Annotated in this window: 21 protein-coding genes; 18 read left to right on the top strand and 3 right to left on the bottom strand. The window is 67.4% G+C overall.

Annotated elements, in window-relative coordinates:
- The first annotated feature begins 8 nt into the window (after positions 1-8).
- From CXY82_RS12815 to dnaE, 9 genes are all read left to right on the top strand, one after another.
- The gene (locus CXY82_RS12815; RefSeq protein ID WP_104171262.1) at positions 9-1,058 is read left to right on the top strand and encodes an FtsQ-type POTRA domain-containing protein; all 1,050 of its coding nucleotides are present in this window, start codon (positions 9-11) and stop codon (positions 1,056-1,058) included.
- Between the two features lie 141 nt (positions 1,059-1,199).
- On the top strand, positions 1,200-2,384 hold the full coding sequence (gene ftsZ / locus CXY82_RS12810) for a cell division protein FtsZ (protein WP_104171261.1): 1,185 nt from the start codon (positions 1,200-1,202) through the stop codon (positions 2,382-2,384).
- Between the two features lie 34 nt (positions 2,385-2,418).
- Positions 2,419-3,114, top strand: coding sequence for a YggS family pyridoxal phosphate-dependent enzyme (locus CXY82_RS12805; protein WP_104171260.1), 696 nt, complete (start codon positions 2,419-2,421; stop codon positions 3,112-3,114).
- 35 nt (positions 3,115-3,149) lie between these two features.
- Entirely contained in the window at positions 3,150-3,716 is a 567-nt protein-coding gene (locus tag CXY82_RS12800) for a cell division protein SepF (protein ID WP_104171259.1), read from the top strand.
- An 8-nt stretch (positions 3,717-3,724) separates the two neighbouring features.
- A complete protein-coding gene (locus CXY82_RS12795; protein ID WP_104099514.1) occupies positions 3,725-4,021 on the top strand; it encodes a YggT family protein in 297 nt (98 codons plus the stop codon).
- Between the two features lie 144 nt (positions 4,022-4,165).
- Positions 4,166-4,768, top strand: coding sequence for a DivIVA domain-containing protein (locus CXY82_RS12790; RefSeq protein WP_104099513.1), 603 nt, complete (start codon positions 4,166-4,168; stop codon positions 4,766-4,768).
- Positions 4,758-5,315 (top strand): signal peptidase II, encoded by a 558-nt coding sequence (gene lspA, locus CXY82_RS12785; protein WP_370443708.1) that lies wholly within the window; start codon positions 4,758-4,760, stop codon positions 5,313-5,315. The genes CXY82_RS12790 and lspA overlap by 11 nt, the downstream gene beginning before the upstream one ends.
- A gap of 8 nt (positions 5,316-5,323) precedes the next feature.
- The gene (locus CXY82_RS12780; RefSeq protein WP_104099511.1) at positions 5,324-6,244 is read left to right on the top strand and encodes an RluA family pseudouridine synthase; all 921 of its coding nucleotides are present in this window, start codon (positions 5,324-5,326) and stop codon (positions 6,242-6,244) included.
- Between the two features lie 107 nt (positions 6,245-6,351).
- Entirely contained in the window at positions 6,352-9,819 is a 3,468-nt protein-coding gene (dnaE, locus tag CXY82_RS12775) for a DNA polymerase III subunit alpha (protein WP_104171338.1), read from the top strand.
- Positions 9,820-10,050: 231 nt separating this feature from the next.
- Here dnaE and CXY82_RS12770 read toward each other — a convergent pair whose 3' ends face one another.
- Positions 10,051-12,450, bottom strand: coding sequence for an excinuclease ABC subunit UvrA (locus CXY82_RS12770; protein WP_104171257.1), 2,400 nt, complete (start codon positions 12,448-12,450; stop codon positions 10,051-10,053).
- 310 nt (positions 12,451-12,760) lie between these two features.
- Between CXY82_RS12770 and CXY82_RS12765 the strand changes: the two genes are divergently transcribed.
- Positions 12,761-13,543, top strand: coding sequence for a 1-acyl-sn-glycerol-3-phosphate acyltransferase (locus tag CXY82_RS12765; RefSeq protein ID WP_104171256.1), 783 nt, complete (start codon positions 12,761-12,763; stop codon positions 13,541-13,543).
- On the opposite strand, the gene CXY82_RS12760 is transcribed toward CXY82_RS12765, so the two are convergent.
- Complete coding sequence (locus tag CXY82_RS12760; protein ID WP_104171255.1) at positions 13,540-14,082, bottom strand: flavin reductase family protein; 543 nt, start codon at positions 14,080-14,082, stop codon at positions 13,540-13,542. The genes CXY82_RS12765 and CXY82_RS12760 overlap by 4 nt on opposite strands.
- 72 nt (positions 14,083-14,154) lie before the next feature.
- Between CXY82_RS12760 and hisD the strand changes: the two genes are divergently transcribed.
- From hisD to CXY82_RS12745, 3 genes are read left to right on the top strand one after another with little or no spacing between them, the layout of a single operon-like run.
- A complete protein-coding gene (gene hisD, locus CXY82_RS12755; RefSeq protein WP_104171254.1) occupies positions 14,155-15,468 on the top strand; it encodes a histidinol dehydrogenase in 1,314 nt (437 codons plus the stop codon).
- A 12-nt stretch (positions 15,469-15,480) separates the two neighbouring features.
- Entirely contained in the window at positions 15,481-15,999 is a 519-nt protein-coding gene (gene nrdR / locus CXY82_RS12750; protein WP_104171253.1) for a transcriptional regulator NrdR, read from the top strand.
- An 8-nt stretch (positions 16,000-16,007) separates the two neighbouring features.
- On the top strand, positions 16,008-17,045 hold the full coding sequence (locus CXY82_RS12745; protein ID WP_104171252.1) for a quinone-dependent dihydroorotate dehydrogenase: 1,038 nt from the start codon (positions 16,008-16,010) through the stop codon (positions 17,043-17,045).
- A 42-nt stretch (positions 17,046-17,087) separates the two neighbouring features.
- On the opposite strand, the gene CXY82_RS12740 is transcribed toward CXY82_RS12745, so the two are convergent.
- Positions 17,088-18,116 carry an App1 family protein gene (locus CXY82_RS12740; protein ID WP_233194124.1) on the bottom strand — a complete coding sequence of 343 codons (1,029 nt, stop codon included), beginning with the start codon at positions 18,114-18,116 and terminating at the stop codon, positions 17,088-17,090.
- Positions 18,117-18,320: 204 nt separating this feature from the next.
- Between CXY82_RS12740 and CXY82_RS12735 the strand changes: the two genes are divergently transcribed.
- The 5 genes from CXY82_RS12735 to CXY82_RS12715 all read left to right on the top strand — a co-directional run bounded on the left by CXY82_RS12735 (position 18,321) and on the right by CXY82_RS12715 (position 22,275).
- The gene (locus tag CXY82_RS12735) at positions 18,321-18,974 is read left to right on the top strand and encodes a TetR/AcrR family transcriptional regulator (protein ID WP_104171251.1); all 654 of its coding nucleotides are present in this window, start codon (positions 18,321-18,323) and stop codon (positions 18,972-18,974) included.
- A gap of 100 nt (positions 18,975-19,074) precedes the next feature.
- The gene (locus CXY82_RS12730; protein ID WP_104171250.1) at positions 19,075-19,929 is read left to right on the top strand and encodes an ABC transporter ATP-binding protein; all 855 of its coding nucleotides are present in this window, start codon (positions 19,075-19,077) and stop codon (positions 19,927-19,929) included.
- A complete protein-coding gene (locus tag CXY82_RS12725) occupies positions 19,926-20,612 on the top strand; it encodes an ABC transporter permease (protein ID WP_104171249.1) in 687 nt (228 codons plus the stop codon). The genes CXY82_RS12730 and CXY82_RS12725 overlap by 4 nt, the downstream gene beginning before the upstream one ends.
- Positions 20,609-21,349 carry an ABC transporter permease gene (locus tag CXY82_RS12720; RefSeq protein ID WP_104171248.1) on the top strand — a complete coding sequence of 247 codons (741 nt, stop codon included), beginning with the start codon at positions 20,609-20,611 and terminating at the stop codon, positions 21,347-21,349. Before CXY82_RS12725 ends, CXY82_RS12720 begins: the two co-directional genes overlap by 4 nt.
- Positions 21,349-22,275 carry an ABC transporter substrate-binding protein gene (locus CXY82_RS12715; RefSeq protein ID WP_104171247.1) on the top strand — a complete coding sequence of 309 codons (927 nt, stop codon included), beginning with the start codon at positions 21,349-21,351 and terminating at the stop codon, positions 22,273-22,275. Before CXY82_RS12720 ends, CXY82_RS12715 begins: the two co-directional genes overlap by 1 nt.
- Positions 22,276-22,440 lie beyond the last annotated feature (165 nt).

The raw sequence follows: 22,440 nt of genomic DNA, 5'->3' as shown, positions 1-22,440 counted from the left end.
CGACGATCATGAAGCGGCCCGAGGGCTACGACCGCCCGCCGGCAGGCGCTGAGCGGGCCGCCGGGCCGAAGACGACCGCCGCGAAGAGTGCCGGGGCGAAGCCTGCCGCAGCGAAGACAGCCCGTCCCAAGCCGGGAGGACGCCAGTCGAGCGGTCACAGCGACCACACGAACACCGAGCCGATCACGTTTCCCGCCGCCGACCCGATCGCACCCGTGTCCCGGCTGCGGGCGCCGGACTCTTCCCTTTCGTCCGCGCCCGCACCCACGGAGCCCCGCGACTCTGCACTGACTCCGGCCGGGGCCAGACGCAAGCTCCGGGCCGCCCGTCGTGCCCGCAAACTCTATGAACGGGAGGAGGTGCGCCGCTTCACCTGGCGCTCCCGTCGGCGGCGCAACGTCTGGCTGGCGGCGCTCGGCACCCTGGCCGCGCTCGTCGCCTTCGTGCTCGTCGGCACCTTCTCGCCTCTGATGGCGCTTCACACCATTGAGGTCGTCGGGGCGAACCGGGTGCCCGCCGAGAAGATCCGATCGGCCCTCGACGACCAGTTGGGCACGCCGTTGCCGCTCGTGGACTTCGACGCGGTGAAAAAGGAGCTGTCCGCCTTCACCCTGATCCAGAGCTACGTCACCGAGAGCCGTCCGCCGAACACCCTTGTCGTGCGCGTCGTCGAGCGGGAGCCCGTCGGCGCCCTCGTGACCGAGTCCGGGTTCGACCTGGTCGACGCGGCCGGGGTAGTGATCCAGAGCAGCGCGGAGCGCCCCGCCGGGTACGCCACGATCGATGCGCGGGCCGGGGTCGGCAGTGCCGGCTTCCGGGCGGCGGCTGCCGTGATCGCGGCCCTGCCGGCAGACATCCGTTCCACCCTCGACACCGTCACCGCCGCCACCACGGACGACGTCACCCTCACGCTCGTGGGCGGCGCGCGCGTTGTGTGGGGGAGTGCGGAGAAGTCGGACTTCAAGGCGGTCGTGCTCGCGGCCCTGATCGTGAGCCACCCGGTCGGCAGCGTCGGCGAGTACGACGTGTCCTCCCCGGATAGCGCCGTTCTCCGCTGAGATGTTGGTTGGATCTTCGCGACACGCGGGCGCGCCTCCCCGAGCCTGATCGGCTGGCGCATAACTTTCTAAGCAGGAATTGCATACTCAGCATAACTTTAAACTTCGACAAGAGGTTTAGGGTTCCACCGGAGGCCGGACGTGTCAACAACAAATCAGAACTACCTCGCAGTCATCAAGGTTGTTGGAATCGGTGGCGGCGGTGTCAACGCCGTCAACCGCATGATCGAGCTTGGCCTCCGCGGAGTCGAGTTCATCGCCATCAACACGGATGCCCAGGCGCTGCTGATGAGCGACGCCGACGTCAAACTCGACGTGGGCCGCGATCTCACCCGCGGCCTGGGCGCCGGCGCCGACCCTGAGGTCGGCCGCCGCGCCGCCGAGGATCACGCCGAAGAAATCGAAGAGGCTCTGGCCGGCGCGGACATGGTCTTCGTCACGGCCGGCGAGGGTGGTGGAACGGGCACCGGCGGTGCGCCGGTCGTCGCCCGCATCGCCAAGTCCATCGGCGCGCTCACCATCGGTGTCGTCACCAAACCCTTCGGCTTCGAGGGCAAGCGCCGCCAGGCTCAGGCCGAGGCCGGCGTCGCCTCCCTCAAGAACGAGGTCGACACCCTCATCGTCGTGCCGAACGACCGCCTGCTGGAGATCAGCGACCGCGGAATCAGCATGCTCGAGGCCTTCGCCACGGCTGACCAGGTGCTCCTGGCCGGCGTGCAGGGCATCACCGACCTGATCACCACCCCCGGTCTCATCAACCTCGACTTCGCCGACGTCAAGTCGGTCATGCAGGGTGCCGGCTCCGCGCTGATGGGTATCGGCTCGTCCCGCGGCGCGGACCGAGCCATCAAGGCGGCCGAACTCGCCGTTGCGTCCCCGCTGCTCGAGGCCTCGATCGACGGCGCCCATGGCGTGCTGCTCTCGATCCAGGGTGGCTCCAACCTCGGAATTTTCGAGATCAACGACGCCGCTCGCCTCGTGCAGGAAGCCGTGCACCCGGAAGCCAACATCATCTTCGGTGCCGTCATCGACGACACCCTGGGTGACGAGGTGCGGGTCACCGTCATCGCTGCCGGATTCGACGGCGGTGAGCCCGGTGCCAAGGCGGTCGAGGTGCGCCGCGCAGACCTGGTCGCCGCCGGTGTCGCGGTCGGCGCGGGTGTGGGCACGGCGGGCGCTGCGGCGGCCGGCGCGACCGACTCGGCTCCCTACACGGATGCCGCGGCCTCGTCGGTCTGGTCCGGCGTCGAGCCCGGTGCGGCAGTGGCCGACCCGGCCTTCGAGGAAGACCCGGACGACCTGGACATCCCGGACTTCCTCAAGTAGTGCCGCAGGCAGCGAGAGTGCCGATGGCAACCAGATGAGTGAGTCGGTCAGGCCCGGGGTCGGTGTCCTCGCGGAACGGTTGACCGCCGTTCAGGGTGGGATCGTCGCCGCGGCTGCCGCCGCCGGGCGCGACCCGGCGGAGCTCACGACGATCGTCGTGACCAAGTTCCAGCCCGTCTCGCTCCTCCAGGAACTTGCCGCGCTCGGCGTGCGCAACTTCGGGGAAAGCCGCCACCAGGAAGCCCAGGCCAAGGCCGCCGAGCTCCTCCAGCTCGACCTCGTCTGGCATTTCGTGGGCCAGGTGCAAGGGAAGAAGGCCCGGCAGGTGCGGGCCTACGCCGACGTCATCCACTCCGTGGATCGAGCATCACTGGTCGATGCATTGGCGTCGGAGGATTCCGTCGTCGACTGCTTCGTGCAGGTGAACCTCACGGATGACCCGTCTCGCGGAGGAGTCGCTCCGGGGGAGCTGCCCAAGCTCGTCGAGCACGTGCTCTCCACGGCCGGGCTGCGGCTGATCGGGCTGATGGCGGTGGCCCCGCTCGGTGCCGAACCGCGCCCATCCTTCGCCCGGGTTCGCGAACTGGGCGAGCAGATTCAGCAGTTCGCGCCGAACGCGAAATCCTTGTCCATGGGCATGTCCCAGGACTACGCGGAGGCGATCATCGAAGGGGCGACACACCTTCGAATTGGCACAGCAATCACCGGGAATCGCCCGGTATCCGGTTAATCTGGACAAGAAGAATCACCAACACGGAGGTCGAGATGTCCAACCCGCTCAAGAAAACCATGGTTTACCTGGGTCTGGCAGACGAGGAACTCGAGTACGAGGCGCCCGCTGCTGCGCCCGCATCGACGGCCACTCACTCGACGGCGACCGGCGCTGCGGCATCGAAGTCCGCTGCTCCCCACTCCGCCCCGAATTCCTCGCACGCCGCGTCGTCCGCGTCGTCGTCACACACCGCCGGCGCATCCGCCTCGGCCGGTCGCGCATCGGTGACACCGCTGCGCAAGACCTCCGCTCCGAAGAATGTGGCTGCCTCAGACATGAATGAAATCCTCACCGTCCACCCGCGTCAGTATAAGGACGCTCAGGTGATCGCGGAGTCCTTCCGCGATGGAATCCCGGTCATCATCAACCTGTCTCAGATGAGCGACGCCGATGCGCGCCGCCTGATCGACTTTGCCAGCGGACTGTCCCAGGGTCTGTACGGGAAGATCGAGCGCGTCACGGCGAAGGTCTTCCTGCTTTCCCCGTCCCACGTTGTCGTGTCCGGCGACAATGCCGCGGAGGACTCCGATGCCGAGACGTCCTTCTTCGCGCAGTCGTAGTTACCGCCGTGTTTGCCGTCAGCCTGATCGGTGCGATCGCCTACTACGCCCTCTTGCTCTACTTCTTCGTGATGTGGGGTCGGTTCATCATCGACCTCGTACGCAGTGTCAACCGGTCCTGGCGGCCGCAAGGCCCCCTGCTCGTCGTGATCGAGTTGGCCTATTCCCTGACCGACCCGCCGATCAAGTTCTTCCGCCGGCTCCTGCCGCCGCTTCGGGTCGGCCCGATCGCCTTCGACTTCGGCTGGAGCATCACCATGCTCTGCGTCATCGTCGGCATGTCGATCACCGGGCTCATGCGCTGACCGATACCTCGCGCCCCGGACTGGGCATGTATTCTTGTCCGACGGCGTGCCGGGCTGACGCGGTCCGACTACGCGTCGGACCTTGATAGCGTTGGTTGAACGCAAACACAATGTTCGCAACTCTAGTTTTAAGGGTGGAAAGCCATGGCGCTAACTCCGGAAGATGTAGTCAACAAGCGGTTCCAGTCGACTAAGTTCCGCGAAGGATACGATCAGGACGAGGTCGATGACTTCCTCGACGAGGTCGTCGTTGAACTTCGCCGACTGACTGCGGAGAACGAGGAGCTCAAGGCTCGCGTCAGCTCTGGCGGCGCAGCGGAGGTCGCACCGGCGCCCGAGGCCGTCGCTGAGCCCGTCGTGGCTCCCGCCGTCGTGGCCGCACCGGTTGTCGCCGGGCCCATCGACGAGACCGCCGGCACGACCAACCTTCTCCAGCTGGCTCGTCGCCTGCACGAGGAGCATGTCAAGGAGGGTGCCGAGAAGCGCGATGCACTTATCGCCGAAGGCCACGCCACCGCAGCCCGTCTCGTTGCCGAGGCCGAAGCCAAGCAGCGCGCGCAACTCAGCATCCTCGACCAGGAGCGCTCCGTCCTCGAGACCAAGATCGACGATCTGCGCACCTTCGAGCGCGAGTACCGCCAGAAGCTGAAGAGCTACATCGAGACCCAGCTGCGCGACCTCGACGCCACGTCGCCGGTCGAGTCGAGCAACGCTTCGAAGTCGAGCTTCCAGAGCTTTGGCGCCTAAGGTTCGAACGAAGAAGCGCCCCGGTGCGTTGATCCTCCTGGCCGTCGTAGCCCTGGGGATTTACGCTCTGGATCAGATCAGTAAGTACCTCATCGTCAGCAGACTGACCGAGGGTGACATCGTCCGGGTTCTGGGAGACGTGCTGCAAATGCACTTCGTCCGGAACCCGGGCGCTGCCTTTTCCCTGGCAGCCGGCATGACGTGGATCTTCTCGATCATCGCCGTGGCCGTGGTGGTGCTCATCGTCTGGTTCGCCGGGCGCATCCGCTCTTTGGCCTGGTCTGTCGTCTTCGGGCTCCTGCTCGGCGGCGTGCTCGGCAACCTGACCGACCGGCTGCTGAGGGAGCCGTCCTTCGGCCTCGGTCACGTGATCGACTTCATTTCCACGCCCTGGCTGATCCCCGCCATCTACAACGTGGCGGACATGGCGATCGTGTCGAGCATGATCATCTTCATGTACCTGACCATTCGCGGAATCGGCCTCGACGGTCGCCGCACCGGCGCCTCGGACCCGTCCGAATCCACCCCTACCCAGATAGCATCCTGATTCTCGCCATGGAAACACGCTCCCTTCCTCTTCCGGACGGACTCGCCGGAGTCCGCGTCGACGCCGGCATCGCCAAGCTCTTCGGCTTCTCGCGCAGCTTCGCGGCCGAAGTCTGCGAGGCCGGCGGAGTCACGTTGGACGGGGTCGTGGCCGGTAAATCCGACCGGTTGCACGGCGGTGCGTGGCTGGAGGTGTCCTGGCAGCCCAAGGAGGCCCTGGCGATCGTGCCCATCCCAGTGCCGGATCTCACGATCGTGCATGACGACGAGAGCATCGTGGTCATCAACAAGCCGTCCGGGGTTGCCGCGCATCCGAGTGTGGGCTGGACCGGTCCCACCGTGGTCGGCGCGCTCTCCGCGGCCGGCTACCGCATCGCCACCTCCGGGGCCAGCGAGCGGGCCGGGATCGTGCACCGCCTCGACGTGGGTACCAGCGGTCTGATGGTCGTCGCCAAGTCGGAGACCGCGTACACGGCGCTCAAGCGCGCCTTCCACGACCGCGAGGTCGAGAAGATCTACCACTCCGTCGTTCAGGGCCACCCCGATCCGAGCACGGGCACGATCGACGCGCCGATCGGGCGCCACCCGCGGTCGGACTGGAAGTTCGCGGTCATCGCCGGCGGCAAGGATTCCGTCACGCACTACGAGACGCTCGAGGCCTTCCCCTCGGCGTCACTGGTGGAGGTGCACCTGGAGACGGGGCGCACACATCAGATCCGGGTGCACATGGCCGCCCAGCGACATCCGTGCGTGGGTGACGCCATGTACGGCGCGGATCCCTCGATCACGGCGCGCCTCGGCCTGACCCGCCAGTGGCTGCACGCCAAGCAGCTGGCGTTCCACCACCCGGACACTCGGGAGTGGGTCACCTTCACCACCGACTACCCGGCCGACCTCGCGCACGCCCTCGACGTGCTGCGCGACGCCTGACGCGTAGCGCCCAATTCCAACACCTCGGAGCCGTTTTGTCCTCTCAGAATAAGTCGGGTGGATCGACAGATTCCTTCGTGCACCTGCACGTGCATAGCGAGTACTCGATGCTCGACGGCGCGGCGCGGGTCAAACCGCTGATCAACGCGGCCATCGAGCAGGGAATGCCGGCGGTCGCCATCACCGACCACGGCAACGTGTTCGGTGCGTTCGATTTCTGGCGAACCGCGACCGAGGCCGGCATCAAGCCGATCATCGGCACCGAGGCGTACATCACCCCCGGAACCAACCGGCGGGACAAGACCCGGGTGCGCTGGGGAACCAGCGGTCAGAACCGTGACGACGTCGGTGGCGCCGGTTCGTACACGCACATGACGCTGCTCTCGGAGACTACGGCCGGTATGCACAATCTGTTCCGGCTGTCGTCCAAGGCCAGCCTGGAGGGGTACTACTTCAAGCCCCGGATGGACCGGGAACTGCTCGCCGAGTTCTCGGACGGGCTGATCGGCACGACCGGGTGCGTGGGCGGCGAAGTGCAGACCCGCCTGCGCCTCGGCCAGTACGACGAGGCGAAGAAGGCGGCCGGGGAATTCCAGGACATCTTCGGTAAGGAGAACTTCTTCTGCGAGATCATGGACCACGGCATCGACATCGAGCGCCGCACCATGACCGACCTGCTTAAACTCGCCGGCGAACTCAAACTGCCGCTCGTGGCCAGCAACGACCTGCACTACACCCACGCCCACGACGCGACCGCCCATGCGGCCCTGCTCTGCGTGCAGTCGGCCTCGACCCTCGACGACCCGAACCGCTTCAAGTTCGACTCGAACGAGTTCTACCTGAAGACCGCCGCGCAGATGCGGCATCTCTTCCGCGAGCACCCGGAATCCTGCGACAACACGCTGCTGATCGCCGAACGCTGCCAGGTGGAGTTCAACACTAAGGCCAACTACATGCCCCGGTTCCCCTGCCCGGAGGGGGAGAACGAGGAGAGCTGGTTCGTCAAGGAGAACGAGATCGGGCTGGCCAAGCGCTACCCGAACGGCATCCCGGACGATGTGCGCAAACGAGCCGACTACGAGATCGGCATCATCATCCAGATGGGCTTCCCCGGCTACTTCCTCGTCGTGGCCGACTTCATCATGTGGGCCAGACAGCAGGGCATCCGGGTAGGTCCCGGCCGTGGGTCGGGCGCCGGTTCGATGGTCGCCTACGCCATGGGCATCACCGACCTGGACCCGCTCGTGCACGGGCTGATCTTCGAGCGGTTCCTGAACCCTGACCGCGTCTCCATGCCCGACTTCGACGTGGACTTCGACGAGCGCCGCCGCGGCGAGGTCATCCACTACGTGACCGAGAAGTACGGCGAGGAGCGCGTCGCCCAGATCGTCACCTACGGCACGATCAAGGCCAAGCAGGCCCTCAAGGATGCGTCCCGGGTGCTCGGCTTCCCCTTCGGTATGGGAGACAAGCTCACCAAGGCCATGCCGCCGGCGATCATGGGCAAGGACGTGCCCCTGACCGGCATGTTCGACAAGGACCACGCGCGCTACCGCGAGGCCGCCGATTTCCGCGCCGTGATCGAGTCCGACCCCGAGGCCCGCACCGTCTTCGACACCGCCCTCGGCCTGGAGAACCTCAAGCGTCAGTGGGGCGTGCACGCCGCCGGGGTGATCATGAGCTCCGACCCGCTGATCGACATCATCCCGATCATGAAGCGTGAAGCGGATGGCCAGGTCGTCACCCAATTCGACTACCCGGCCTCTGAGGCCCTCGGCCTGATCAAGATGGACTTCCTGGGATTGCGCAACCTCACCATCATCGACGACACCCTCGACAACATCGCCGTGAACCGCGGGCACCGGCCCGTACTCGAAGAGTTGGGGCTCGAAGATCCGGCCGCCTACGAACTGCTCGCCCGTGGCGATACCCTCGGGGTGTTCCAACTCGACGGCGGGCCCATGCGGTCGCTGCTGCGCCTGATGAAACCCGACAATTTCGAAGACATCTCGGCCGTCATCGCGCTGTACCGGCCCGGCCCCATGGGTGCCAACTCACACACCAACTACGCGCTGCGGAAGACCGGCCAGCAGGAGATCATCCCGATCCACCCGGAGCTCGAGGAGGCGCTGGCCGACGTCATCGGCACCACCTACGGCCTGATCGTGTACCAGGAGCAGGTCATGTCGATCGCGCAGAAGCTGGCCGGGTTCTCCCTCGGCCAGGCCGATCTGCTGCGCCGCGCGATGGGCAAGAAGAAGAAGTCGGAGCTGGACAAGCAGTTCGAGGGCTTCTCCGGCGGCATGGTCGCCAACGGCTACTCCATGGAGGCGGTGAAAACCGTCTGGGACATTTTGCTGCCGTTCTCCGATTACGCATTCAACAAGGCGCACTCGGCCGCCTACGGGGTGCTCTCGTACTGGACCGCGTACCTCAAGGCGAAGTACCCGGCCGAGTACATGGCCGCGCTGCTGACCAGCGTCGGCGACTCCCGCGACAAGCTCGCGCTGTACCTGAACGAGTGCCGCCGGATGGGCATCCAGGTTCTGCCGCCCGACGTGAATGAATCGATCGGGTACTTCGCGGCCGTGGGCACGGACATCCGTTTCGGGCTCGGCGCGGTGCGCAACGTGGGATTCAACGTGGTCGACGCGATCCGCGCCGCCCGCACCGAGAAGGGCGCGTTCGAATCGTTCCACGACTTCCTGCGCAAGGTGCCGATCCCGGTGGCGAACAAGCGCACGGTCGAGTCCTTGATCAAGGCCGGCGCATTCGACTCGCTCGGCGCGACCCGCCGGGCCATGTTCGAGATCCACGAAGCCGCGGTCGAATCCGCCGTCAAGATCAAGCGCGACGAGCAGCACGGCATGGTCGGCTTCGACTTCGACAGCCTCTTCGACGACCCGCAAGAGAGCGAGCAGGTTCCCGACCGTCCCGAATGGAGCAAGAAGGAGAAGCTCGCGCTCGAACGCGACATGCTCGGGCTCTACGTCTCCGACCATCCGCTGGCCGGGCTCGAGCTCCCGCTGGCCAAGCACGCCAGCACGACCATCGTGGACCTGGTGGGATCGGAGCAGACGCAGGATGCCGACACCGTCACCATCGCCGGGCTGATCACCAGCGTGCAGCACCGGATCGCGAAGAAGTCGGGCAACCAATACGGCATCATCCAGGTCGAGGATTTCGGTGGGGAGATCGCCGTGATGTTCATGGGCAAGGCCTATCAGGAGTTCTCGTCCGACCTGGTCAGCGACTCCGTCGTGGTCGTGCGGGGCCGGGTGAGCCTGCGCGACGATGGCATGAACCTGCACGCGTACAGCATTTTCGCGCCCGAACTCGGCTTGGCCTCGGACACCGGCACGCTGACCGTCACGCTGGCGGAATCCCGGGCCACGACCGACACCGTGACGGCGCTGGGCGAAGTCATCACCCGCCACATCGGCAGCTCCGAGGTGCGGATCAAGCTGGTGAAGGGCCATACGGCGCGAGTGTTCGAGCTGCCCCATCATGTGAAGATCAGCGCCGACCTGTTCGGGGAGCTCAAGAGCCTGCTCGGGCCGAACTGCCTGACCTAAAAGAGCGAGACCTAGCCGACCGCTGGTGTCGCCCTCGGCAAGTCAGAGCTGACGGCACGCCGTGGACGCTGTTCCTCACCGGTGACGCGAAGTGCCCGGTGTTGAACCAATTCGACGGAGATTCTCGTGTGAAACCGCTTTCGCGGGGTGGAATGGGGCCGATTCGGCCAGAATCTCCGTCGAATTCGTTCGGGACAGACCTGACTGGCAGCACCGTGAGGTGCGCTGCCGTCAGGCTCTGCCGACGTAGGCCGCGAGGTGCTGGCCGGTGAGGGTGGAGCGGTCGGCGACCAGGTCGGCCGGTGAGCCCTCGAAGACGATCCGGCCGCCGTCGTGACCGGCGCCGGGTCCGAGGTCGATGATCCAGTCGGCATGAGCCATCACGGCCTGGTGATGCTCGACGACGATGACCGACTTGCCGGAGTCCACGATTCGGTCGAGCAGGCCGAGCAGCTGCTCGACGTCGGCGAGGTGGAGTCCGGTGGTCGGCTCGTCGAGCACGTAGACGCCGCCCTGCTCAGCCAGGTGGGTGGCCAGCTTGAGCCGCTGGCGCTCGCCCCCCGAGAGTGTCGTGAGCGGCTGGCCGAGGCTGAGATAGCCGAGCCCAACGTCGGCAAGCCCGCCCAGGATGGCGTGGGCGGCCGACGTGCGCGCCGCACCGGCGCCGAAGAACTCCCGGGCCGCGGTCACCGACATCGCGAGCACCTCACTGATATCGCGGCCGCCGAGGCGGTACTCCAGCACGGATGCCTCGAACCGCTTCCCCGCGCAGACCTCGCAGGTGGTGGCGACGCCCGCCATCATGGCCAGGTCGGTGTAGACGACGCCGGCACCGTTGCAGTTGGGGCAGGCACCCTCGGAGTTGGAGCTGAACAGCGCGGGCTTCACGCCGTTGGCCTTCGCGAAGGCCTTTCGGATCGGGTCGAGCATTCCCGTGTACGTCGCCGGATTGCTTCTGCGGGAACCGCGGATGCCGCCCTGATCGATGGACACCACGCCGGCGCCGGCGGGGATCGACCCGTGCACGAGCGAGCTCTTTCCGGAGCCCGCGACCCCCGTCAGCACGACGAGCACGCCGAGCGGGATATCCACGTCCACATCCTTCAGGTTGTTCTTCGTCGCGCCGCGAATCTCCAGCGTGCCCGTGGGAGTGCGCACCGCGGGCTTGAGTGCCGCGCGATAGTCGAAGTGGCGGCCGGTGAGGGTGCCGCTGGTGCGGAGACCCTCCACGGTGCCCTCGAAGCAGACGGTGCCGCCCGCCGCACCGGCGCCGGGTCCGAGATCGATGACGTGGTCGGCGATCACGATCGTCTCCGGCTTATGCTCCACGACGAGCACCGTGTTGCCCTTGTCCCGCAGCTGCAGCAGCAGTGTGTTCATGCGCTCGATGTCATGGGGATGGAGCCCGATGGTGGGCTCGTCGAAGACGTAGGTGACGTCGGTGAGTGAGGAGCCCAGGTGCCGGATCATCTTGGTGCGCTGGGCCTCCCCGCCTGACAAAGTACCGGCCGGCCGGTCGAGCGACAGGTAACCCAACCCGATCTCCACGAACGAGTCGAGGATCTGGCGCAACGCCTGCGTGAGCGGGGCCACCGACGGCTCACTCTGGCCGCGAACCCACCCGGCCAGGTCGCTGATCTGCCAGGAACAGGCGTCGGCGACGCTCACTCCGGAGATCTTCGACGAGCGAGCCGCCTCGCTGAGGCGGGTGCCGCCGCACTCGGGGCAGGTGGCGAACGTGACCGCACGCTCCACGAACGCGCGGATATGCGGCTGCAAAGCGGCGACATCCTTGGACAGGAACGACTTCTGAATCTGCGGGATGAGGCCCTGATACGTCAGGTTGATCCCGTCGACCTTGATCTTGGTCGGCTCCTTGTAGAGCAGGTCGTCCAGTTCCTTCGTGCTGTACCGATGAATTGGCTTGTCCGGGTCGAACCAGCCGCAGCCGCGGAAGATGCGGCCGTACCAGCCGTCCATGGTGTAGCCCGGGATCGTGAGCGCGCCCTCGTTGAGCGACTTGGAATCGACGTATAGCGCGGAACGATCGATGTCGTTGACGGTGCCCATGCCCTCGCAGCGCGGGCACATGCCGCCGGTGATGCTGAAGCTGCGCCGCTCCTTCACGGTCTTCCCGCCGCGCTCGAGCGTGACCGCCCCGGCCCCACTGATCGAGGCGACGTTGAACGAGAACGCCTGGGGCGATCCGATGTGGGGCTGACCGAGCCGGCTGAAAAGGATGCGCAGCAGCGCGTTGGCGTCGGTGGCGGTCCCGACCGTGGAACGGGAGTTGGCCCTCATTCGCTCCTGGTCGACGATGATGGCCGTGGTCAGACCATCCAACACGTCCACCTCGGGGCGCGCCAGGTCCGGCATGAATCCCTGCACAAACGCACTGTAGGTCTCGTTGATCAGCCGCTGCGACTCGGCGGCGATCGTGCCGAACACCAGTGAGCTCTTGCCCGAGCCGGAAACGCCGGTGAACACCGTCAGCCGCCGCTTCGGGATGTCGAGGCTGACATCCCTGAGGTTGTTCACGCGCGCGCCCCGCACCCGGATCCGGTCGTGGCTGTCGGCCACGTGCGGCGCGGGCATGCTCGTGCTCGCGGCGCTGCTCAGGTCAATGCTCATCGTGTCTCCCTCTGGTGGCCGGGCCGCCCACGTGGTCTCGGTGGTCGTCGCCTGGTCGAGTCAACCAGCTTCAAGGCCGGTTGCTGCGGTTCCGCCGTGGATGATTCCAGTGTCAGTGCGGTCGAGGCTGTGTGCAAGCTCCATAACCGACGACACAGACGGGGGTGGAAGTTCGCGGCGCAGGTTCTGGAGCCGGGCGAGCGTTAGAACGTGCGCCCACGTCCACGGGGTGCGCCGCGAGTGCGAGCCGGGTCCCGAAAGGCTCGTGCGACGGACGCGGAAACCCGCACGCAGGTCGTAGCCTTGAGGGATGAGCACAGGCACTCGGGAACCTCTGTACACCACGGCGATTCTGGCCGGGCGGGCCGTGTTCGGCCTGCTGCGGCTGAAGCCATCCGTGACCGGTCTGAAGAATCTTCCGGACACCGGGGGGGCGGTGCTGGCGATCACCCACTTCGGCTACATGGACTTCGCCCTGGTCGAGTGGATGCTGTGGCACAAGAACCGACGTCACATCCGTTTCATGGCCAAGAAGGGCGCGTTCGACCAGAAGCTCGTGGGCGTGCTGCTGCGCGGCATGCGTCATATCTCGGTCGACATGAAGGCAGGGGCGGAGGCTTACGGCCAAGCCGTGACCGCGCTGCGGGCGGGCGAACTGCTCGGCGTGTTCCCGGAAGGCGGCGTGAACGCCTCCTTCACCGTACGCGAGTTGAAGTCGGGTGCCATCCGGATGGCCGCCGAGGCCGGGGTCCCCGTGATCCCGATCGCGGTCTGGGGCGGGCACCGCGTGCTCACGAAGAACCACAAGCCGGCCCTGCGCGAGGTGTTCGACGTGCCCATCCGCTTCGCCGTCGGCGAGCCGTTCACGGTCGCGGCGGGGGAGGGCACGCAGCCGATGACGCTGGCACTCCACGACACACTGCAGGGTCTCGTCGACAAACTGCAGAAAGCCTATCCGGTGGACGGCGCCGGCCAGTGGTGGCAGCCGCGGCACCTGGGTGGCACCGCGCCCACACCGGAGGAGGCCGCCGTTGCCGAGGCCGAGCGGCGCCGGCGTCGCGACGAGGCCGGCGCAGCCCCGTCCAGAGGCTAGGCAGGGGCGCCGGGCACGCGGTAGGTGCGCTCGTAGTACAGCAGGGCCTCGTCGTTCTCGCCCATGCCGCCTTCCTCGATCTTCACGACCACGACGGCGCTGTTGTGCACCAGTGTGCGTTCGATGATTCGGCCGACCATCCACGAGGTGACGCCCTTCAGCACGGGCAGGCCGTGGGGTCCGGGCTGCCAGTGGTCGCCGACGAAGCGCTGGTTCGCGGGACCCGACATCACCTCGGCGACGGCACGATTGTGCGCCCCGAGGATGTGGATGACGACCCGGTCGCTCTCGGCGATCGCCGGCCAGGTGCTGGCTGACCGGGCCATGTTGAAGGTGGCCAGCGGCGGAACCGACGACAGCGACGCCAGCGAGGTGGCGGTGAATCCCACCGGGGCGCCGTCCGGGCGCAGCGCGGTGATCACCGCGACACCGGCGGCGTGACGCCGGAAGGAATGTTTGAAGGCGGCCAGGTCCAGCGGTGCATTGGGATCTTCGGCCAGCGGTACGGTGGCGGGCTGGGGTACTTCGGTGTCGCTCATGTGACTGAATCAATCTCCTCGCCATTGAGCCTATTCCCGGTGCACGGGAGTTGATGGCTAGGCTGGAACGCGATGATCCAGACTATTGACCTCCGAGGGACCCGGCCCACTCCGGCGGAATTGCTTGCAGCCGTCCCGCGTGCGCTCACCGACGTGACCGCGGCCAGCGACGTCGCAGCCGAATTAATCGACGATGTGCGGGCCAGAGGCGAGGATGCCCTCCGCGACCAGGCGGAACGCCTCGACCGGGTGCGTCCGTCCCATGTGCGGGTTCCCGCGTCCCACGTCACCGAGGCACTGGCCGGGCTCGACCCGACGGTGCGCACGGCCATCGAGGAGACCATCCGTCGCGTGCGCATCGCCAGCGCGGCCCAAGTGCCGCCGCAGGTGACCACCACGATCGCCGACGGCGCCACCATCACGCAGCGCTGGCAGCCGATCAACCGGGTCGGCCTGTACGTTCCCGGCGGCAAGGCCGTCTACCCGTCGAGCGTCGTGATGAACGTGGTTCCGGCTCAGATCGCCGGCGTCTCCTCGATCGCGCTGGCGTCGCCGCCGCAGAGCGACTTCGACGGACGCGTGCACCCCACCATCCTCGCCGTGGCGAGCCTGCTCGGCATCGACGAAATCTACGCCATGGGCGGAGCCGGCGCGGTCGGCGCCTTCGCCTACGGCGTTCCGGGGCTCGGCCTGGACCCGGTGCAGCTCGTCACCGGCCCCGGCAACGTCTATGTGGCCGCCGCCAAGCGGCTCGTGCGCGGGGTGACCGGCATCGACTCCGAGGCCGGCCCTACCGACATTCTGGTCATCGCGGATGAGACCGCCGACCCCCGCATCGTCGCGGCCGACCTGGTCAGCCAGGCCGAGCACGACGAGCTGGCCGCCGCCATGCTGGTCACCGATTCGGCCGAGCTCGCCGACGCCGTCGCTCTGCACCTGGTCGACCTGATGCAGAGCACGACCCACAGCATCCGTGTCACCGCGTCCCTGAACGGGCGCCAGTCGGGGATCGTGCTCGTGGACGACCTCAACGCCGCGGCCGCGTTCAGCAACGCGTTCGGTCCCGAGCACCTCGAGATCCAGACGAGCGACCCGGATGCCGTGCTCGCGCTGATCGAGAACGCCGGCGCCATCTTCCTCGGCCCTCATTCGCCCGTGAGCCTCGGCGACTACGTGGCCGGCTCGAACCACGTGCTGCCGACGGGAGGCCAGGCCCGGTTCTCCTCCGGACTCGGCGCATACACCTTCCTGAGGCCCCAGCAGGTCGTCACGTACAGCCGGGAGGCACTGCGCGAGGTCGCGGACCACATCGCGGCCCTGTCCACGGCGGAGGCGCTGCCCGCGCACGGCGACGCCGTCACGGCCCGTTTCACGACGGCGCTGTAAGCTGGCCACACGATGTTCTGCCCGTTCTGCCGCCACCCGGACTCCCGAGTCATCGACTCGCGCACGAGCGACGACGGACTTTCCATTCGCCGACGTCGACAGTGCCCCGAATGCGGCCGGAGGTTCAGCACCACCGAGACCGCCAGCCTGAACATCGTCAAGCGCAGCGGGGTCGTCGAGCCGTTCAGCCGCGACAAGATCGTGGCCGGCGTGCGCAAGGCCTGCCAAGGTCGTCCGGTAACGGATTCCGACCTGGCCATGCTTGCCCAGCGGGTGGAGGAGACCATCCGGCAGACCGGCGCGTCGCAGGTGAAGGCGAACGAGGTCGGCCTCGCGATCCTGCCGCCGCTGCGCGAACTTGATGAGGTGGCCTATCTCCGCTTCGCGAGTGTCTACCAGGCATTCGATTCGCTCGAGGATTTCGAGACCGCGATCGCCCGGCTGCGCACCGAACACGGCTCCCGCACCGAACACGGCTCCCGCCCCGAGCAGGGCAGCGCCGCGGGCGCCGCACACCCGTCCGAGTCGTAGGCGGCACCGTGTACCCGCTGATCTTCTCGCTGTTCCTGACCCGCCTCGACCCCGAACGAGCCCACCACCTCGCCTTCACCGTGATCCGGGCGCTGCCCGCGTTCGGTGTCGGCCGGGTCGTGCACCGCTTCACGCGCCCGCGTACCGACCTCGGTGTCCAAACCCTGGGTCTGCGATTCCAGTCGCCGTTCGGCGTGGCCGCCGGCTTCGACAAAGACGGTGAAGCCGTGCTCGGGCTCGGCCAGCTCGGGTTCGGGCACGTGGAGGTCGGCACCATCACCGCCGTTCCTCAGCCCGGCAACCCGAAACCGCGCCTGTTCCGCCTGATCCCCGACCGCGCGGTCGTCAACCGGATGGGCTTCAACAACGCCGGTGCCCGCGCCGCCCGGGTGCGCCTCGCGCACGTTCGCTCCGCTGCCGGTCGCCCGGTCCTTGGCATCAACATCGGCAAGAGCCGCGTCACCGCGGTCGAGGACGCCACCGCCGACTACCTGGTCAGCGCCGCGCTGCTCGCGCCCCTGGCCGACTATCTCGTCGTGAACGTCAGCTCGCCCAACACGCCCGGGCTACGCGGACTGCAGGAACTCGACCGGCTCGCCCCGCTGCTTCGGGCGGTCAAGACCGAGGCCGGCGCCACGCCCCTGCTGGTAAAAATCGCCCCCGACCTCGCCGATGCTGAAGTGACCCGAATCTCCGAACTCGTGGTGGAGCTGGGTCTCGACGGCATCATCGCCACGAACACCACGACTTCCCGCGCCGGACTGAAAACGGATGCCGCGACCGTCGAGGCTGCCGGCGCCGGCGGTCTCTCCGGTGCCCCGCTCCAGGCGCGGTCCCTGGCCGTGCTGCGCGTGATCCGGGCCGCTGTGCCCCGCGAGCTGTGCGTGATCTCGGTCGGCGGCGTGGAGACCGCGGAACACGTGGCCGAGCGCCTCGCCGCGGGCGCGACGCTCGTTCAGGGCTACACCGGGTTCCTCTATCGAGGGCCGCTCTGGGCTCGCCAGATCAACCGTGGCCTCGACCGCATCCTCGCCGCAGAACTGTAGAGAACTGAGACAGGCCGTCGAGCCCGCAACACGCCGTCGCGCCTAGATCAGACCGCGGTCCGCGAGCTGCCGGGCCACGGCCGAGCCGTCCGGCCCGTACACCCAGCGGGGATCGCGGGGCGCGGGCGCGGCATCCTTCGCCCGGCGACCGGCCAGAACTGCCTGGCTGGGGGAGAGCTGGCGGATCGCGACGGCCTCGACATTGTCGGGGAAGTCTCGCTGGAACTCGCTGTAGATGGCCTCATCGTGCTGGCCGTCGTCGCCGAACAGGATCCAGCGGATCTCCGGGAATTCCTGGGCCAGACGGCGCAGGTTGGCCCTCTTGTGGTCCTGACCGCTCCGGAACCAGCGGTCGTGGGTCGGACCCCAGTCGGTGAGCAGGAGAGCCCCCGACGGGTACAGGTTGCGGTTCAGGAACCGGGTCAGGGTCGGGGCGACGTTCCAGGCCCCGGTCGACAGGTAGATCATCGGGGCACCCTCGTTGACCGCGGCGAGGCGGTCGAGGAGGACCGCCATGCCCGGCGTGGGAACTCGGGCGTGCTCGTCGAGCACGAAGGTGTTCCAGGCGGCGAGCAGCGGGCGGGGAAGGGTGGTCACCATGACCGTGTCATCGACGTCGGACAGGATCCCGCGGCGTACCGTCGGGGCCACGATGAAGAGCGGGGCCTCGACCGGCGCGGCCGTGTCGTCGGTGTGCAGCCGGGCCATCTGCCAGCCCGGGGTGAGCGTGACCGGAATGACGGTGTCGACCACGCCCCCGCGGTCGGCCTGCACCCGGTGGGAGAAACCGTTGATCTCGATGGTCACCGTCACATCGTTGACCGGAACGCTCGTGAAGCTGTGCCAGCCGCGAATTCCGGCCTCGCGGCGGTCGGCGTGCCAGTGGCGGTGTGCCAGCTTGGAGCCGGGCTTGGCCGGTTTGGCCAGAAGCACCCGGCACAGGATGCGCACCCACTCGGTCGAGCCGTAGCCGGCATAGGGGATGACCGTGGGCAGGTAGCCGCGTTTGCGGGCGTGGCGTTCGCGCTTGAAGTGCAGCCAGTCCTCGATGCGGGCTGCGCGATGCATCATCTTCGCTGGCGTGCCCGTGGGCGGGATTCGAGGATATGTCGGCACGTCCCTAGTCTGGCATGCGCACGACGCTACCCGGCATCGAAGTCGGGTCGCCCGGAGAGCCGAGGGTTATTCCTGCCCAATCGGGCGAGACACGCTGTCACGTCACAACGAGGGGGACATTGCCGCCTAGTATTAGTGACTTAGTCTCAAGGAGGACAAGTGTCACTCAGTGACCTTTTTGGGGGGGATCCTTTTGTGCCGGCCCAGCAGGCCCGCACCGAGCCGATCCAACAGCGCAGCACGGCACGACTGTCCGGTCTGCTCGACGCCGCCGCCGTCGTCGTGGACGAGGTCGGCTTCGACCGCATCACGACCGCGATGGTGGCCGAGCGCGCGGGCGCGTCGATCGGGACCGTGTACCGGTACTACCCCGATCGCGTCGCGGTGCTGCAGGCTCTGCGAGAGCGCGCGGTGCTGCGATTCCGGAGCCGAGTTGCGGAGCAGCTGAAGACGAACGCTCCCCAGGGCTGGTGGCAGGCCGTCGACGTGGCCATCACGGCCTTCGTCGACCTGTACCGCTCTGAGCCGGGGTTTCGCATCATGCATTTCGACGACCGGCAGGGTGTGCCTGTCGTCGAAGACCCCGACACGGGTTACTTCGCCCGCCGGGTGGCCGGCATGCTGGTCGAGGAGTTCGGCCTCGAGGGCGGCGACGAACTGATCTTCCGGCTTGAGGTCGCCGTTGAGATGGGCGACTCGATTCTGTCGCGGGCGTTCCGCTCCGACCCGCAGGGCGATGAGCGGTTCATCGAAGAGTGCCGCGTGGTCACGCATGACTACCTCGCCGGATACTACGGGCCGAGCGTTCGCTAGGAATTCCGCGATCCGGTTGGCTCGCGGCGCCGTGCGATGGTTGGGTGGTGTACGTGCCTCCCGTGTTGTGTCGACTTCGGTCGAGAAATGAGCCATTTCCATGATCGAGTTCCGCTCGGTGAGCAAGCAGTTCCCGGACGGCACACTCGCCGTCGACGATTTTAGCCTGACCCTCCCGTCGCGCCAGACGACGGTGCTCGTCGGCTCCTCCGGCTCGGGCAAGACCACCCTGCTGCGCATGATCAACCGGATGGTCGACCCGAGCAGCGGCACGATCGAGATCGACGGGGCCGACATCGCCCAGCTCGAGCCGGTGCCGCTGCGGCGCGGCATCGGCTATGTGATGCAGAACTCCGGCCTGCTCCCGCACCGCACGGTGATCGACAACGTCGCGACTGTTCCGCTGCTGCGCGGGGTGCCGAGAAAGAAGGCCCGCGCCGAGGCCCTCACCCTGCTCGACACGGTGGGCCTGGACCAGACCCTGGCGGACCGGTACCCCAGCCAGCTCTCCGGCGGGCAGCAGCAGCGGGTCGGGGTGGCGCGCGGCCTCGCGGTCAACCCAAACATTCTGCTGATGGACGAGCCGTTCGGCGCCGTCGACCCGATCGTGAGGGCCGAGCTACAGCAAGAACTGATCCGGCTGCAGAGCGAGCTCGGCAAAACGGTCGTGTTCGTCACCCACGATATCGAGGAGGCGTTCCTCCTCGGTGACCAGGTCGTCATCCTGCGTGACGGCGGACGGATCGCCCAGGTGGGGGCGCCGACCGAGATCCTGGCGAACCCGGCCGACGACTTCGTGGCCAGCTTCGTCGGAGCGGATCGCGGCAAGCGTGCCCTGCATCTGGAACGCCGCGGCGACTCCGACCTGCTGCTCGACAGTGAGGGCCGCCTGGCCGGTGTGCTCGTGGAGCCGGGGCAGACCGCGCACTCCCCGCATCCCCAGGCTCCGCGGTGACCTGGATCTGGTCGAATCTCGACCTGCTGTGGGATCGCACCCTGGACCACCTGATTCTCAGCGTGCCGCCGATCCTTCTCAGCTTTCTGATCGCCGTGCCGCTGGGCTGGCTCGCGAACCGGTACCGTGCCGGCCGCGGCGTGATCCTGACGGCCAGTGGGCTGCTCTACGCCATCCCGTCGCTGCCGCTGTTCTTCGTGATCCCGGCCATCGTCGGCACCAGCCTTCGCTCGCCGCTCAACCTGGTCATCGCCCTGACGATCTACGGCGTCGCGCTGATGGTACGCGTGGTGGCCGACGGGCTGGCATCCGTGGACAAGGATGTACGCCAGTCCGCTGTCGCCGTGGGGTATTCCGGCTGGAGCATCTTCTGGCAGGTTGAGCTGCCGCTGGCCGGGCCGGTGCTCCTGGCCGGCCTGCGGGTCGTGGCCGTCAGCACGGTCAGCCTCGCCACGGTGGGGGCCGTGATCGGCTCGCAGAGCCTCGGCAGCCTGTTCACGGATGGCTTCCAGCGCGGTATCCAGGCCGAAATCATCGCCGGGATCGTGCTGACCGTGGCGCTGGCGCTGCTGCTGGACGGCGCCCTCGTGCTGCTCGGGCGGGTTCTGCTGCCCTGGACCCGCCTGGCGGCGACCGACCGGAGGGCCGTCCGGGTCGCCCGGATCACGGAGGCATCCGCATGAACCTGTTCGTTGACGCGGTGAACTGGATCCTCGACCCGGCCAATTTCGCCGGGCCGGGCGGCATTCCGGCGCGGACGATCGAACACTTGGTGTTCACCCTCGTGACGGTCCTGATGGCCTCCGTGATCGCGATTCCGGTCGGTTTCCTGATCGGGCATACGGGTCGGGGACGCAGCCTCGCTGTAGCCACCGCCGGCGGGCTGCGGGCCATTCCGACCCTCGGCCTGTTGACACTGGTCGCGCTGTGGGTCGGGATTGGGCTCGGTGCGCCGTACGTCGCGCTCACGGTCCTGGCGATCCCGCCGATCCTCGCGGGCGCCTACGCCGGGTTCGAGGCCATTGACCGGTCCGTCATCGACTCCGCCCGGTCGGTCGGGATGTCGGAGAGCCAGATCGTGGGCACGGTCGAGATCCCGTTGGGGTTGCCGCTGCTGATCGCGGGCATCCGTTCGGCCACCCTGCAGGTCGTCGCCACGGCGACCCTGGCTGCCTACGTGGCAGATGTCGGCCTCGGCCGGTTCCTGTTCGCCGGGTTGAAAACCCGCGACTACGCGGAGATGCTGGGCGGGTCACTGCTCGTGATCCTGCTCGCCCTCGTCCTCGAGGGAATATTCACTGCTGTTCAGCGACTTGTCGTTCCCAGAGGCGTCGCGTCCGGACGTCCCCCAGTCGACCGTGCCAGGTCAGCCCGACCTGTCCCGGGGATGGATCCCGCCATCACGAAAGGAACCCACTAATGTTTACAGCTCACAGAGGCCGGCTCGCGGCGGTCGCCGCGGTCGCGGTTGGGGCCGTCGTAGCCCTTGCAGGGTGTGCGTCCGGTGACCCGCTGGACAGCGGAACTAAAGCCGACGAGGGGTCCACCACCCTGGTCGTCGGTTCGCAGGATTACTACTCGAACGAGATCATCGCCGAAATCTACGCCCTGGCGTTGGAGGGGAACGGCTTCACGGTCGACCGCCAGTTCAAGATCGGCCAGCGCGAGGTCTACCTGCCCGAGATCGAATCCGGTGCCATCGACGTCTTCCCCGAGTACAGCGGCAGCCTGCTGCAGGCCCTGAATGCAGATGCCGCCGGCGGCACCGCCGACGAGACCTACGCGCAGCTGCAGGACGAGCTGCCCGAGGGGCTGAGCGTGCTCGACATGGCCTCGGCCACGGACCAGAACTCCTGGACCGTCACGCAGGCCTTCGCCGACAAGTACAGCCTGACCGACATCGCGTCGCTCGCCGATGTCACCGAGCCGATCACCGTCGGCGGACCGTCCGAACTCCAGACCCGCCCCTACGGACCGACGACCCTGACGGAGAAGTACGGCATTCCCATCGCCGGCTTCACGCCCATTGAGGATGGTGGTGGCCCGCTCACGATCAAGGCTCTCGTCGACAACGACATTCAGATCACGAACGTCTACACGGCCAGCCCGAACATCAAGTCGGACAGCCTCGTCCCCCTCGACGACCCGGACGGCCTGTTCTTCGCGGACAACGTCGTGCCCGTCGTGTCCGACAAGGTCGGCGGGAAGGCCGCCGACGTGCTCAACGCCGTCAGTGCCGCTCTGACCGCCGAGGACCTGGTGGGCCTCAACTCCGAGAGCGTGAACGACCAGCTCTCGGCCGAGAAGATCGCGGCCGCTTGGCTCGAACAGGCGAACCTCTTCTAGGCACCAGCTGACTCAGGCGCTGCCTGACCAATTCGACGGAGATTCTGAGCCTACGGGCCGGTTTTGGAGCAAAACAGGCTCTGGGGCCGAGAATCTCCGTCGAATTCGTTAGGGGCGGGGGCAGGGGCAGAGGTAGGCCCGGGCTGGGGCTGGGGCTGGGGCTGG

It is taken from the genome of Cryobacterium sp. M23 (assembly GCF_002929655.1).
Taxonomy (GTDB): Bacteria; Actinomycetota; Actinomycetes; order Actinomycetales; family Microbacteriaceae; genus Cryobacterium; species Cryobacterium sandaracinum.
This window is presented reverse-complemented; position numbering and strand designations above follow the sequence as displayed.

What these genes read in the sequence shown, in the direction of transcription:
- CXY82_RS12800 (WP_104171259.1), top strand. Translation starts at nt 3,150, where the DNA reads ATGTCCAACCCGCTCAAGAAAACCATGGTTTACCTGGGTCTGGCAGAC.
- CXY82_RS12805 (WP_104171260.1), top strand. Translation starts at nt 2,419, where the DNA reads ATGAGTGAGTCGGTCAGGCCCGGGGTCGGTGTCCTCGCGGAACGGTTG.
- CXY82_RS12770 (WP_104171257.1), bottom strand. Translation starts at nt 12,450, where the DNA reads ATGAGCATTGACCTGAGCAGCGCCGCGAGCACGAGCATGCCCGCGCCG.
- CXY82_RS12740 (WP_233194124.1), bottom strand. Translation starts at nt 18,116, where the DNA reads ATGATGCATCGCGCAGCCCGCATCGAGGACTGGCTGCACTTCAAGCGC.
- CXY82_RS12715 (WP_104171247.1), top strand. Translation starts at nt 21,349, where the DNA reads ATGTTTACAGCTCACAGAGGCCGGCTCGCGGCGGTCGCCGCGGTCGCG.
- dnaE (WP_104171338.1), top strand. Translation starts at nt 6,352, where the DNA reads ATGCTCGACGGCGCGGCGCGGGTCAAACCGCTGATCAACGCGGCCATC.
- CXY82_RS12730 (WP_104171250.1), top strand. Translation starts at nt 19,075, where the DNA reads ATGATCGAGTTCCGCTCGGTGAGCAAGCAGTTCCCGGACGGCACACTC.
- hisD (WP_104171254.1), top strand. Translation starts at nt 14,155, where the DNA reads ATGATCCAGACTATTGACCTCCGAGGGACCCGGCCCACTCCGGCGGAA.
- CXY82_RS12760 (WP_104171255.1), bottom strand. Translation starts at nt 14,082, where the DNA reads ATGAGCGACACCGAAGTACCCCAGCCCGCCACCGTACCGCTGGCCGAA.
- CXY82_RS12780 (WP_104099511.1), top strand. Translation starts at nt 5,324, where the DNA reads ATGGAAACACGCTCCCTTCCTCTTCCGGACGGACTCGCCGGAGTCCGC.
- CXY82_RS12765 (WP_104171256.1), top strand. Translation starts at nt 12,761, where the DNA reads ATGAGCACAGGCACTCGGGAACCTCTGTACACCACGGCGATTCTGGCC.
- CXY82_RS12790 (WP_104099513.1), top strand. Translation starts at nt 4,166, where the DNA reads ATGGCGCTAACTCCGGAAGATGTAGTCAACAAGCGGTTCCAGTCGACT.
- CXY82_RS12720 (WP_104171248.1), top strand. Translation starts at nt 20,609, where the DNA reads ATGAACCTGTTCGTTGACGCGGTGAACTGGATCCTCGACCCGGCCAAT.
- nrdR (WP_104171253.1), top strand. Translation starts at nt 15,481, where the DNA reads ATGTTCTGCCCGTTCTGCCGCCACCCGGACTCCCGAGTCATCGACTCG.
- CXY82_RS12815 (WP_104171262.1), top strand. Translation starts at nt 9, where the DNA reads ATGAAGCGGCCCGAGGGCTACGACCGCCCGCCGGCAGGCGCTGAGCGG.